Genomic DNA, 12,960 nt, shown 5'->3' on the forward strand with positions numbered 1-12,960 from the left:
GAAGGAAACGAGCCTGGTTTTGCGGATTGTGGACCAATGCCTCAGGCTTGCCACGTGGAGCAACGTAAACCGACAAATTGGCTAATGGAAAATCTGGGTTTATTACAATTGGCATGAAGCTGTCCGATGTGGTATCACATCACCATGGTATTGCTGAAAGAAGCGTGCGCGGATCCTCTTTTTTCCGTGTAAATCACGACCGGGGATGTCAATGAAGTGAAGTATGTGTGTGCTCTGCTTTTCATTCCAATAGTACTTCTGTTTCCGCGGATGCCGGCCATGGGTGAGTCCCTCAGAGTCGAAGATATGTACCCTGCACAATACGAATGCCCCGGTCCCGTTGAGGACAGCGAAGATGCCGCGCGCTGTTTTACTGACTATTTTAAATCGAGACTGGAGCTTCTCCGGGCGCAACGGGGGACCATGCCTTCCGGTATTGAGGAACTCTACCAGCCCGTGACGCGAGAAGATGTATATACCGGTCGGGGAAGCTATTACATCGACCGTGACGGTTGTGGCTCACCGTACTTCATCAACGGAGGAGTCATCTATATCGACCTTGACTGACGCCGTGCCCCGATTCTTGGGGGATAAGCGGCTTTCTGAAGGAGGGGGTATACATCATGGGTGACCATTCGACGGCGGATAATCGAACGGCCGAGGTCTTTGGAATCAGAGAATTGGTTCACTATCAGGAAGGAGCTGTCGTAAGCCGGGAGATCGTAAAAAAACCGACCGGGACGGTGACGTTTTTTGCCTTTGCCGAGGGACAGGGGTTAAGCGAGCACACCGTTCCTTTTGACGCCCTGGTGCAGGTAACTGACGGTACCGCCGAGATATCCATCGACGGAATTCCCTATCAGGTGGAGGAGGGGGAGATGATCATCATGCCCGCCAATGTGCCCCACGCCGTGGCGGCCGTGACCGGGTTCAAGATGATATTGGTGATGATCAAATAGAACTGCGTATTTAACGAGACAAAGGAGGAGTCCAATGAAGATTCAGATTACACCGGCAGTACACTGGATTGGCAAGACTGACTGGGAACTGCGGAAATTTCACGGAGAGGAATACTCAACCCACCGGGGTTCATCCTATAACTCATACCTTGTTCAAGATGAAAAGACCGCTGTCATCGATACGGTATGGCTCCCTTTCGACAAGGAGTATGTACGGAATCTGGCGGCAGTGGTTGACCTGAAGTCAATTGACTATATTATCGCCAACCACGCGGAAATTGACCATTCAGGGGCGTTGCCGGAGTTGATGAGGCATATCCCTGAAACGCCTGTATACTGTACCGCCAACGGGGTGAAGTCCCTTCGGGGACATTACCGCCGGGACTGGAATTTTCAAGTTGTAAAAACCGGTGACACGCTCAGCCTGGGGACGAAGGAACTGGTTTTTATCGAAGCCCCCATGCTCCATTGGCCCGACACGATGATGTCCTATCTGACAGGAGACGCTGTCCTGTTTTCCAATGATGCCTTCGGGCAGCATATCGCCGACGAGCATCTCTTCAATGACCTTGTTGTCCAGTCAGAGCTCTATGACGAAGCAATAAAATATTATGCTAATATTCTAACGCCCTTCTCGCCGATGGTGACAAAGAAAATTGAGGAAATCCTCGCGCTGAAACTTCCCGTCAATGTCATCTGCCCCAGCCACGGTGTCGTATGGAGGGATAATCCACTGCAGATTGTCCAAAAATATCTCGAGTGGGCGGCGGACTACCAGGAAAACCAGATTACCATCATCTATGACACTATGTGGGACGGAACGCGAAAACTGGCGGAGGCCATCGCAGCGGGTATCAGGGAAAAGGATTCGGCGGTTACCGTCAAGCTCTACAATGCGGCCCGTCGTGATATCAACGACAATATGACAGAGGTGTTTAAATCAAAAGCGATCCTGCTGGGGTCACCGACCATCAACCGGGGGATTCTTGCAGCCATGGCGGCCCTGATCGAAATGATGAAGGGTCTCAAGTTCAAAAACAAGAAAGCCGCAGCCTTCGGCTGTTACGGTTGGAGCGGAGAGTCCGTCAAAATTCTTGAAGACAGGCTCGGCGAAGCGGGATTTACCGTCATAACCGGCGGTTTGAAAAGCTACTGGGAGCCCGGAGACAACGAACTGGAGCAGGCGCGGGAATTTGGCGGGATGTTCGCCTGACGGTTTGTTACATGAGCCCCGGCAGCCACAGAGCAATCCCCGGGAAGGGAATCAACAGCAGGACGGTTATGATCAGGGCCAGGAGGAACGGGAGTACTCCCCTGAATATTGTCTGAAGGGGCACGTCCCTGGCGACGCCGCTGACAACGTACACGTTGATTCCTACCGGGGGTGTGATGACGCCGATCTGCGTCATCAGCACGATGACGACGCCGAACCAGACAGGGTCGTACTGGAACAGGATTATGACGGGGTAAAAGATCGGCACGGTCAGCATGATCAGGGCGAGGGAATCGATAAAGCACCCGCCGACGAAAAAAACCACGAGTATAAGCATGATAATTGCCCAGGACGGCAGGTTGACCGAGGATATCCAGGTTGCTATATCGAAGGGAATCCGGGTGACTGCCAGGAAATGACCGAACACGGTAGCTCCCGCGACGATAAGGAGTATCATGCAGGATATTCTCGTGGTCTCCATGAGCGATTCAACGAAACTCTTCCAGGTCAGCCGCCGCCGTATCAGGGACAGCACGATTGTTCCCAGCGCCCCCACGGCCCCCGCTTCGGTGGGCGTGAAAATACCCGCAAAAAGCCCGCCCATGACCATGGCGAAAAGAATGATCGTTTCCACAATGCCCGGCAGGGCGGCACATTTTTCCCGGAATGAGGTTGCCGGTCCCGCCGGTCCGAGATCCGGCCTGAGGCGTGTCCATATGGCGATTGTGACGATAAACAGGCCCGTCAAAAGTACACCGGGTATGATGCCGGCCACGAAGAGTTTGCCGATGGACTGCTGGGTCATGACTCCGTAGACGATGAATATAACGCTGGGAGGGATGAGAATCCCCAGACTGCCCCCGGCGGCGACAACACCCGTGGCAAGTTCGGGCTTGTAATCAAACCGCTTCATCTCCGGAAGGGTAACCGCCCCCATGGTTGCCGCAGTGGCGTTCGTGGAACCGCAGATGGCCGAAAATCCCGCGCAGGCACCGATAGTGGCCATGGCGAGTCCCCCGGGCTGGTTGCCCAGGAACACGTAGGCGGCATCGAAAAGACGCTTGCTTATACCTGAATGAAAGGCAACCTGCCCCATGAGGACAAACAGCGGAACCACGGTAAGGCTCTGTGAACCGAAGACGGTATAGAAATCTTTGACCACGAGGTTCATGGAGGCGTTGAAGGTGATCACGTATCCGAAGCCCACAAAACCGATAATGGTCATGATGAAGGCCACAGGCATCCGCGAAAAGATAAGGACAAAAAGGGCGATGATGCCGATTATGCCGACAGTGGTGGGAGTCATAGCCGCGCGACCCTCCTGATTGACAGGTAGCATTGAAAGGCGAGGATCACACAAAGAAACCCGCATCCGGCGGTTATCCCGAACACAAAGGGATATACGGGCAGTTTGAGTGTCAACGACACCTCGCCCGTGGTTCTCATGTGCAGGCCGTAGAGGGCTGTCTGCCAGGTTATCATCGCGAAGAGCGTGAAGGACAGCAGGGCATTGATCGCGTCGATACCGTGCCTGACTTTCCTGGGCAGTTTTTCTACAAGTAGTTCAACGGCGATGTGGCTTTTTGTAATCGTCGTGTAAGACAGGGAAAGAGAGACGGCCAGCATGGCCAGGAATCCCACGAGATCGTAGGCGCCGGGGATGGGTGACCGGAAAAAAAACCGCATCGTCACATCGGCGCATACAAGGAGCATCATGGCTGTCACTGCCGCCGCCGCCGCCCAGTTGACTGCCTCGGCGGCCTTGAACAGTGTTTGTCCCCGGCTCGTCACAGATCGATCCTCACGGGGGGAGTCGGCATACCGATTCCCCCCATCTCGTTTATTTACTGTTCCCGGCGATGTTGCTCAATGAGCTTTTTCAGCTCCGCGAGCGCCGCTTCCCCGTCTATTCCCTGGCTCCGGACAGTATCGGCATACTCGTCAAGGACGGGCCTGACCGCTTCAGTCCATTGGCCGCTTTCCTCCTGTGAGAGAGGAATGATCTCGTTTCCCAGTCCCAGTGTGTAGGATCGTCCTTCCTCATCCTCCCTGTCCCAGACGGCTCCATGCCGCTCTATCCATTCGGCGCTCACATCATCGAATATCTGCCGGATGTCCGGTGAGAGAGCGTTCCATTTTTTCAGGTTCATGACCACGAACATGGCCGTCGTGTATCCGATGGCCGTTGTTTCCGTCGTGTACTTGATAACCTCGGCCTGTTTCCAGCCCTTCAGCGTTTCAATGGGAGCGAATGTCCCTTCCACCACTCCTTTCTGGAGGGCTTCGTAGGTTTCTCCTTGCGGCATTCCCACGGGCACGGCTCCCAGGGCCCGCGTTACTTTTTCACTGAGGCCCGTCGACCGGATTTTCAGTCCCTTGAGTTCATTGAGGGTTCGCACGGGTTTCTTCGTGTGAAGAAGTCCCGGCCCATGGGCATGAATCAGCAGCACCTTGACATCGGCAAGTTCCCGCGGGTTCATGGAGCGGAAAAATTCATTGGCCACACGGGTTGCCGTCATGCCGTCAGGGTAACCCATGGGGAGATCAAGGGCCTCCATAACGGGGAACCTGCCCGGTGTGTATGCAAAACAGGACATTCCAAGATCTGAAATTCCCTGGACGACACCGTCATAGGTCTGCCCGGCCGGTGTCAGAGTTCCTCCGGGAAACAGGTTTATCCTGATTGCTCCTTCTGAACGTTTTTCGATTTCCTTTGCCCAGTCCGCGGCGGCGAGCGCCTGTCCGTGGGTGGGCGGGAAAAAAACACTGTAGTTCAGGGTCTGTGTCCTGGCTTCCCCTGTTCCGGTGAAGGCCAGGAACAGCAGTACCGCCCCGAAGACGGCAATGAGTCTGCCTGCAGGTCTGTCTTGTTTCATGGGTTGTCCCTCCTTGGTGCCGGGTAGTATGTTATTGCCCTGGCCTTCAAAGACGGAGCCCGCCTCTGAAGGATCGCTGCCTGTTGATATAAATAGGAATTAAAGGGGAGAGCCTGCTTCCCCGCATCAGCCGCACGAGGAGCAGGCATCAATACATGTACTGTACGATGTGACGTGGTGAGATACACTCTAAAAAGAAAGGATGTGGGGTGTTCATTTCTGTTTCTTTCACTTTTTTCGTTGTGCGGAAAACACATCAGGTGCTACCGGGGAGAAAGAAAGGGTGTTTTCGCGGCACACCGGAGGGGATCGGGGCACGCCCTGTTTCCGCCGGAATGCCGGGACATTCTTTCTGTCCCTTTCGGTTTTACCCGCACGATCGGAGCCGGTTGATGAATTATTTTTTCTCCGCCCCGGCGGCCGGGCCTTTTGTTTTTGCCTTTTCCAGTTCTTCCTTGTATTTTTCCGCGGCAGCCCTCGCTTTTTCCAGTTCCTGCTTCGCTTTTTCCAGCTCTTCTGACTGGGCCCTCGCTTTTTCCAGTTCCTGCTTTGTCTTTTCCAGTTCGTCGGACTGAACTTTTGCTTCCTTTTTCTCTCTCATCTGGTCGCGCACTTCATCGTAACCGACGTAAATGGCAAGGGCTCCACCAAGAAGGAGGGCGATCGGTATTCCACCCGCGAGTATAGTCAAAAATGGTTTCCACCAGATAATGATTCCCAAGAACCCAACTACCGCCGCTATGACGCCACCGATCAACACCTGCATTATCCTTCATCCTCCTTTTATGAGATTGCTGACATGACGCGGCAGAACAATGACGCATCCGTGCCGAGCCTCCTCGACTAGCACAAAAATAATGACTGGGCAAGACGAAAAATAAAAAATGACTTGCCAAACGGCAAAGTTTCCTTTAGCTTTACACATTCTCACTGTAAAATGCTTTTAAAATCGGTGAATTTAAACCGCATAAACCGGTGAAAAAGGAGAGCGGGAATGACAGCACCTGATTTTGAAAAGGCGGGTGGACTAGTGCCCGTCATTGTTCAGGACGTCGCGACACAGGAAGTGCTGATGCTTGCCTACATGAATCGCGATGCCTGGGAAAAAACGGTGGAAACCGGAAAGGCCACCTACTGGAGCCGGTCCCGAAAGCAGTTATGGGTCAAGGGAGAAACATCGGGAAATGTCCAGCAGGTGAGAGAAATACGCATTGACTGTGATTCCGACGCCGTCCTGCTGCTTGTTGATCAGCAGGGAGCAGCCTGTCACAAGGGGTACCGGACCTGTTTTTTCAGCCGGCTCGCGGAAGGACGGATTGATATTATCGGAGAACGTCTCTTTGATCCGGAGGTTGTGTACAAGAAATGAATATTCTGAAGCTGGGCATTCCGAAAGGAAGCCTCGAGGCAAACACGGTTGAACTTTTCAAGAGGGCGGGCTGGAAGATATCCTACAGCGAACGGAGCTATTTCCCCTCCGTCGATGATGACGAGATCGCCTGCTTTCTTGTGCGGGCCCAAGAAATGGCGCGATACGTGGAGGACGGAACACTCGATCTCGGCCTTACCGGCAGAGACTGGATCATGGAAAACAATGCCGACGTGACGGTTGTTCAGGATCTGGTCTATTCCAAAGCGTCCCGAAGGCAGGCGCGATGGGTGCTCGCCGTCAGGGAAGACTCCACCATCACCAAGCCTGAGGATCTCGAGGGCAAACGGATATCGACGGAACTGGTGAATTTTACCACCCGTTACTTCCGGGAACAGGGCATTTCCGTTGACGTCGAGTTTTCCTGGGGGGCCACAGAAGCTAAGGTGGTTGAAGGACTCGTCGACGCCATTGTGGAGGTTACCGAAACGGGCAGTACTCTGAAGGCCAACAAGCTCAAGATAATTCATGAGCTGATGAATACCAATACACAGCTCATCGCGAACAACAATTCCTGGAACGATCCATGGAAGCGAAGAAAGATAGATCAGATAAGTCTTCTGCTTAAGGGATCATTCATGGCCATGACCAAGGTGGGATTGAAGATGAACGTGTCAAAGGAAAATCTCGGCAGAACCGTTCTCCTCCTGCCGTCGATAACGGCGCCCACCATATCGGAACTCTTCAAGGATGAATGGTGCGCCGTTGAGACCATCGTCGACAAAGACTCCGTGCGGGAATTGATCCCCCTGTTGCGGGAAGCGGGCGCCGAGGGGATTATCGAGTATCCCCTGCACAAGGTTCTGTAGGGAGGTGTCTTCATGGAGAGAATCGCTGTCGTAGCGAGGAATACCACTGAAACGGATGTGTCCGTCGAAATCAATCTCGACGGGGAGGGAGCGGCGGTCATTGATACTACCCTGCCCTTTTTGGACCACATGCTTGTTCTTCTGGCACGGCACAGTCTCATCGATATTTCCGTGACAGGCCGGGGAGACACCCCCGTCGATGATCACCACCTCGTTGAGGACATAGGCCTGTGCCTGGGAGAGGCTCTCAAAACGGCCCTGGGTGACAAAACGGGGATCGGGCGATACGGAACCGCTTTCATACCCATGGACGAGAGCCTCGGCCATGTTTCCATCGATCTCTCCGGGAGACCGTGCCTGGTCTACAACGTCGAGTTTGAACATGAAAAGATCAAAGATTTCGATCTGTTGCATGTAAGAGAGTTTTTTAAGGCACTGGCCGACGAGGGGGGAATAACCTTGCATATTAATGCCATATATGGTAGGAATCCCCACCACATAGCGGAGGCGCTGTTCAAATCGTTCGCCCGCGCGTTGGGTGTGGCGGTATCGATTGACAGTCGAATCAAGGGGGTCCTTTCCACCAAAGGGAGCCTTTGACGGCGTCTTCCCCCGAAAATCCGGACACAATCCGGCACCTGTCGGGGGATTGCCGGGGCGAGGAGGTAGTTTTCCATTAACGCTCTTTTTTTCAGAACATTGAGGCCGTCGGCCCTCTATTTCCTTTTCCTCGCGGCCTGCTTTTGTATGTATGGCTGCGCCGGTGTGAGCGGCGTAAAGACAACCTCCGCCTACCAGGAGGGCACGATGGAATTGGAAAAGATCGCCCTCCTGCCTGTCCAGAGAATTCTGCCCGAATCTCCCGAGCAGACCTTTGCCCGCTGTCCGCTGTCAGGGGCGTTCCTCCGGACCTGTGGTGTTCCCGGTGACGGGGCGGAAGTGGAGGTGGAATCTCTCTTTGTCAATGCACTCCGGTCCTCCAGGAAGTATGTGCTGATTCCGTCCGGCAGAACAGAGGGCCTCTATAAAAGGATCCGGACAGGCTCGTTCAAGGAGCCGGTGGGAGAGGAGCTGAAAAAAGTCGGTGAAGAACTGGGTGCCGACGCTGTCATCGCCGGGTATGTTTTCTGCTACCGGGAGCGAATGGGCTATACCTATGCCGTCGAGCAACCGGCTTCGGCCGTATTCATTTTTCACCTGGTCAGAGTGAGTGACGGTGACGTTGTATGGAGCGGGACGTTTGACAAAACGCAGGGTTCGCTGATGACCAATATTCTGGATATACGAACCTTTTTCAAGGGTGGCGGTAAGTGGATTACTGTTCGTGAACTCTCGGAACAGGGTGTCGGAGAGCTTTTAAAATCGTTCCCGGAACGTGAATAGTGCCGTGTCCCATCCGGATGTTTGCCCGGACAGCGTGACCCGGCGCGCCACGCGGCAGGTCCTGCTCCGAAGAATCAGTTGTTGCGCGGCACCGGAGTACAGTTCCTGATCACCCATCTCCCTTCCCGTTTTTTGTTGTGCCGGCGGGCGACGCGATCACGTCGCCGCTATCGGCCCATACTTCGGCAGGACCACAGCCCCATTGAAAGGACATGAAGAGCGGCATGATTGTAATTCCGGCAATCGATATCAGGGGTGGGAAGTGCGTACGACTTCTCCAGGGCGACTTTACCCGCGTGACCGTCTACGGGGATGATCCCGTCGCAGTGGCTGATAAATGGCGGAGCGAGGGAGCAACGAGGATTCATGTTGTCGACCTGGACGGGTCGAAGGATGGAAAGCCCGTCAACAGGCACATCATTGAGGCTGTCGTCCGGGCCGTCGATGTTCCTGTCCAGGTGGGGGGAGGCATTCGCCACATGGAAACCGTTGAAGAGTATATCGCGGCCGGCGTCGCGAGCGTAGTCCTGGGGACGGCGGCGCTCAAGGATCGAAACTTTGTTCTTTCCGCCTGCCTCCGATTTCCGGGAAGAATCATTCTTGGCATCGATGCCCGAGGCGACCGCGTCGCCGCTGAAGGCTGGCTGGAAGAGACGGGATACAGCCCCCTGGAAATAGCTCGCTCCTACGAAGGTTGTGGTCTCGAAGCTTTGGTGTACACAGATATAGGGCGCGACGGAATGCAGACCGGGGTCAACCGGGAGTCCACGGAACTTCTTGCCAGGTCCGTCGGCATTCCCGTCATCGCCTCGGGTGGTGTTTCAGGAATCGCCGACATTGAGAACCTTCTTTCGATCCGGGGCGCCGGTATAACGGGTGTTATCGTAGGGAAGGCGCTCTATGAGGGAAAGATCGATCTGACGGAAGCGATAGCCCTGTGTCGCCGGACCGGGCCTGCCTGATGAAAATCCGAGGAGGACAAGCGTACTATGACCGAGTGTGTTTTTTGTAAAATTGTGGCGGGAGAGATTCCCAGTTCGAAAGTCTATGAGGATGACGGAGTTTTTGCCTTTGACGACATTCAGCCCCTTGCGCCTGTCCATGTCGTTCTGGTTCCGAAACGGCATGTGCCGACCATCGTGGATATGGACGTGGAGGGGCCTGATCGGAACCTGCCGGCGGAGCTCTTCAATGCCGTTCGGGAGGTCGCCCGGATCAAGGGGATCGATGAAACGGGATTCAGGACGGTCATAAACAGCAATTACGATGGCGGTCAAGTCATATTTCATCTCCATGTTCATGTCCTGGGAGGGCGCAGGCTTTCAGACGACCTCGGCTAACCCTGGGCCAACCCTGATTGACAGGTGCGAAAAAATCATTAATTTATGTGAATATCGAGCTTTTCTCGAACAGACAGGCGCTCCTGCGCAATAGAGGAGGTAGCGGTTCATGACTATTGAAGAACGCGTCGATAAGGAAATGAAAGAGGCGGCAAAAGCACGGGATGCAGTGACACTGTCGACGCTGCGGTTGGTGAGGGCGGCCTTCCACAACAAGGAAATCGAGTTGAGGCGTAAGCTTAAGGACCAGGAGATACTCCAGGTCCTGTCATCCATGGCTAAACAGAGAAGTGATTCCATAGAACAGTTTGCCCGGGGAGGGCGGGACGATCTTGTCCAAAAGGAGACCCGGGAACTCGCGATCATCAAGACCTTCATGCCTGAAGAGATGACGGAGGAGGAAATGCGGGCCGCCATCGCGAAGGCCATCGCGGATACGGAGGCCTCCGGCATAAAAGACATGGGAGCGGTCATGAAGGTTCTCATGCCGATAATCACAGGCAAGGCGGATGGAAAAGTGGTGAGCGGGATGGTGCGTGAGTTCCTGAATGGCTGACGGTGCCGGGTGTTTGAGACGGCGGCAGGAGATCTTCGGATTGTGTCATTTCGGGGGGCATCGCGACGGGAAATTCGTTTTTTAGTACCGTCATTGTGAGAGATTTCTTTCTTCGGTTCAATCGAAATGACAAAACCGATCGTCATCGCGAACGTTTTTTCCTTCGGTCGAAATGACGGAGAAAAGCGATCGAAACGACACAACAGATGACGGCGTCGTAAAAGGGCACCGGAGGCATGCTCCGGTATTGCAGCCGGATACGTGATTGCGCTCCGGCCTTCGTCACTGCGGCGTACCTCATAGTACGCCTCTTTCCTCAGGATGTGCGTTCCTTGCCTCAAGGAGGTTTTACAAAGCCGTCCTCTCTATCGGACGTTTTTCGAGTTTGTGCGAGTTCATCAACAGATAGTTTTTCAAAGGTCCCGGCTGATGTTTCCGGAACGCCCGGCCGCAGTGGATCGGGGCAGGAGTTGCCGCATCTCCCGGTTATGCCCGGACCGACTGAAAAGAAAGTCGTTCGCATTGAATTGAAGGGTCATATTCCTCAAGGCACCATTGAAGAACTCCGAAGCCGGTCGAATATCGTCGAACTTGTTTCAGAATTTGTCGCCCTGAAAAAGACGGGCAGGAATTACGTGGGACTCTGCCCCTTTCACGCGGAGAGGACGCCATCCTTTTCAGTCAATCCTGACAAGCAGATATGCTATTGCTTTGGTTGCGGTGAAGGGGGCAACGAAATTTCCTTCCTCATGAAGGTTCAGGATATTTCCTTTCCCGAGGCGGTCAGGAGACTTGCATCCCGCAGGGGGATCGTCATTCCGGAACCAGTGATGACGGAGTCCCGGAAAAAAACTGCCGCCGAGAGGGCGGGACTCATCAGGCTCAATCGCCTGGCGGCGGATTTTTTTGCCCGGAACCTTTTTTCCGGACGGGGAAAATCAACACGGGAATATGTGGCGGAGAGGGGTCTGGCAACCACGGCAGTTGAAACCTTTTCTCTCGGTTACGCCCCTCCCGGATGGCGGAATCTCAAAAATTACCTGGACGCTTCCAGGGTGCCCGAGGAACTGCTTCGAAAATCGGGCCTTGTCGTCTTCAAGGACAATGGCCGGAGCTATGACCGCTTCCGGGGCCGGCTCATGTTTCCCATAGAAAATCTGCAGGGAGACGTTATTGCCTTTGGTGGACGCGAGCTTGGCGACGGAGAGCCGAAGTACCTCAATTCGCCGGAGTCGCCGATCTACAGCAAGGGAGACAACCTCTACGGTCTTTCCCGGACAAGGGACGACATCCGTTCTCGTGACAGCGTCATAATTGTGGAGGGATATTTCGATTTCCTCGCTCTTTGGAGCGCCGGCATCCGCAACGTGGCGGCCACCCTCGGTACGGCATTGACGAAACGACAGGTATCGCTCATCGGAAGGCTCACCCGTAACGTGATTGTTCTCTTCGATGGTGACGAGGGCGGACGGAGTGCCGTGGAACGCAGCCTTCAACTGTTTCTCGAGCAGGGTGTATCGTCGGCCGTGGTGGTGCTTCCCGATGGGGCCGATCCCGATGACTACATCAGGAAAAGGGGACGTGAGGCTCTTGAAAGGCTCATTGCCGGTGCCGCCTCCATGGTGGATTATTATATCGAATCGGTGATGAAAGACCGGGACAGCCTTGAAGGGCAGGCGCTCCTGGCCCGTGAGACGATTTCTTTTATCAAAAGTATTCCTGATGTGATACAAAGAAACCTTTTTGTCAAGCGATGCGCCGAAAAGCTGGGCGTGGACCAGCACCTGATAAAAGATGAAGTGAACAGGGGGCTTGGGCGGACAAAGGCACCGATGCCATCCCCGGAGAAAGGCGGGGAGATCGATCCTGTGGAACTCTACCTGGTCTACCTGATGATAGAATTCCCCGACAGGATACCCCTCGTCACGGCTTCGGGAGTCCTGGACCTGTGTTCCCGCTCCCCGATTCGCGATCTCGGGGAGCGGATCGCCGGGTTAATTGAAACGGGGGCTCTCATCACCATGTCGGACGTTATCGGCGAAACCCGTAACGGTGACGTGAAAGACAGCCTTCTTCGCCTTGCCATGGACAAGCGGCCCGACGATTCCATCGTGGATACAATGTTACGGGATACCATAGGGAGAATACGGGACCGATGGTACAGGGAGCAGAGCAGGGAATTGAGTCGACGTCTGGTGGAAGCTCGCGAACGGGATGACCGGGAGCTCTGTGACAGGCTTCTTTTGGAAAAAAAACAACTGCTCACCCGGAAAGTCCGCGGGCCTTCCGGGTTAAGAAAAGGCGGTCCCAAGGGGTGATTATGTCTGTGCGGTACGTCAGGGTCCCGACGGGGCGTCACGGTCAATGTCCCGTTGCACCGGCTGTGCATATCTCT

General features: G+C 54.5%; 15 protein-coding genes. 11 read left to right on the forward strand and 4 right to left on the reverse strand.

The features are described 5' to 3' along the window. The first annotated feature begins 216 nt into the window (after nt 1–216). Genes M0Q23_03310 through M0Q23_03320 form a run of 3 tightly spaced genes read left to right on the forward strand, consistent with a single transcriptional unit; the run spans nt 217 to nt 2,172 of the window. Entirely contained in the window at nt 217–567 is a 351-nt protein-coding gene (locus tag M0Q23_03310) for a hypothetical protein (protein ID MCK9527673.1), read from the forward strand. Nucleotides 568–623: 56 nt separating this feature from the next. Beyond that, entirely contained in the window at nt 624–959 is a 336-nt protein-coding gene (locus tag M0Q23_03315; protein MCK9527674.1) for a cupin domain-containing protein, read from the forward strand. Between the two features lie 34 nt (nt 960–993). Further along, nucleotides 994–2,172, forward strand: a complete 1,179-nt coding sequence (locus tag M0Q23_03320) for an anaerobic nitric oxide reductase flavorubredoxin (GenBank protein ID MCK9527675.1) — start codon at nt 994–996, stop codon at nt 2,170–2,172. A gap of 7 nt (nt 2,173–2,179) precedes the next feature. On the opposite strand, the gene M0Q23_03325 is transcribed toward M0Q23_03320, so the two are convergent. The 4 genes from M0Q23_03325 to M0Q23_03340 all read right to left on the reverse strand — a co-directional run bounded on the left by M0Q23_03325 (nt 2,180) and on the right by M0Q23_03340 (nt 5,814). Further along, nucleotides 2,180–3,478 carry a TRAP transporter large permease gene (locus tag M0Q23_03325; protein ID MCK9527676.1) on the reverse strand — a complete coding sequence of 433 codons (1,299 nt, stop codon included), beginning with the start codon at nt 3,476–3,478 and terminating at the stop codon, nt 2,180–2,182. Next, nucleotides 3,475–3,963 carry a TRAP transporter small permease gene (locus M0Q23_03330; protein ID MCK9527677.1) on the reverse strand — a complete coding sequence of 163 codons (489 nt, stop codon included), beginning with the start codon at nt 3,961–3,963 and terminating at the stop codon, nt 3,475–3,477. Before M0Q23_03330 ends, M0Q23_03325 begins: the two co-directional genes overlap by 4 nt. Nucleotides 3,964–4,016: 53 nt before the next feature. Continuing rightward, nucleotides 4,017–5,048 (reverse strand): TRAP transporter substrate-binding protein, encoded by a 1,032-nt coding sequence (locus M0Q23_03335; GenBank protein ID MCK9527678.1) that lies wholly within the window; start codon nt 5,046–5,048, stop codon nt 4,017–4,019. Between the two features lie 397 nt (nt 5,049–5,445). Beyond that, a complete protein-coding gene (locus M0Q23_03340) occupies nt 5,446–5,814 on the reverse strand; it encodes a hypothetical protein (GenBank protein ID MCK9527679.1) in 369 nt (122 codons plus the stop codon). 228 nt (nt 5,815–6,042) lie between these two features. Between M0Q23_03340 and hisI the strand changes: the two genes are divergently transcribed. The 8 genes from hisI (at nt 6,043) to dnaG (ending at nt 12,883) form a co-directional block, all read left to right on the forward strand. Continuing rightward, nucleotides 6,043–6,417 (forward strand): phosphoribosyl-AMP cyclohydrolase, encoded by a 375-nt coding sequence (gene hisI, locus M0Q23_03345; GenBank protein ID MCK9527680.1) that lies wholly within the window; start codon nt 6,043–6,045, stop codon nt 6,415–6,417. Then, nucleotides 6,414–7,286, forward strand: a complete 873-nt coding sequence (gene hisG, locus M0Q23_03350) for an ATP phosphoribosyltransferase (protein MCK9527681.1) — start codon at nt 6,414–6,416, stop codon at nt 7,284–7,286. Before hisI ends, hisG begins: the two co-directional genes overlap by 4 nt. A gap of 12 nt (nt 7,287–7,298) precedes the next feature. Continuing rightward, on the forward strand, nt 7,299–7,886 hold the full coding sequence (gene hisB, locus M0Q23_03355) for an imidazoleglycerol-phosphate dehydratase HisB (GenBank protein ID MCK9527682.1): 588 nt from the start codon (nt 7,299–7,301) through the stop codon (nt 7,884–7,886). A 207-nt stretch (nt 7,887–8,093) separates the two neighbouring features. Continuing rightward, nucleotides 8,094–8,669 carry a hypothetical protein gene (locus M0Q23_03360; GenBank protein MCK9527683.1) on the forward strand — a complete coding sequence of 192 codons (576 nt, stop codon included), beginning with the start codon at nt 8,094–8,096 and terminating at the stop codon, nt 8,667–8,669. Nucleotides 8,670–8,893: 224 nt separating this feature from the next. Next, nucleotides 8,894–9,631: a 1-(5-phosphoribosyl)-5-[(5-phosphoribosylamino)methylideneamino]imidazole-4-carboxamide isomerase gene (hisA, locus tag M0Q23_03365; GenBank protein ID MCK9527684.1), complete on the forward strand. Its 738-nt coding sequence runs from the start codon at nt 8,894–8,896 to the stop codon at nt 9,629–9,631. 27 nt (nt 9,632–9,658) lie between these two features. After that, nucleotides 9,659–10,009: a histidine triad nucleotide-binding protein gene (locus tag M0Q23_03370; protein ID MCK9527685.1), complete on the forward strand. Its 351-nt coding sequence runs from the start codon at nt 9,659–9,661 to the stop codon at nt 10,007–10,009. 109 nt (nt 10,010–10,118) lie between these two features. Beyond that, on the forward strand, nt 10,119–10,565 hold the full coding sequence (locus M0Q23_03375; protein ID MCK9527686.1) for a GatB/YqeY domain-containing protein: 447 nt from the start codon (nt 10,119–10,121) through the stop codon (nt 10,563–10,565). Nucleotides 10,566–11,053: 488 nt separating this feature from the next. Beyond that, a complete protein-coding gene (gene dnaG / locus M0Q23_03380; protein MCK9527687.1) occupies nt 11,054–12,883 on the forward strand; it encodes a DNA primase in 1,830 nt (609 codons plus the stop codon). The last annotated feature ends 77 nt before the right edge of the window (nt 12,884–12,960 follow it).

Source organism: Syntrophales bacterium (genome assembly GCA_023228425.1).
Lineage (GTDB): Bacteria > Desulfobacterota > Syntrophia > Syntrophales > UBA2210 > MLS-D.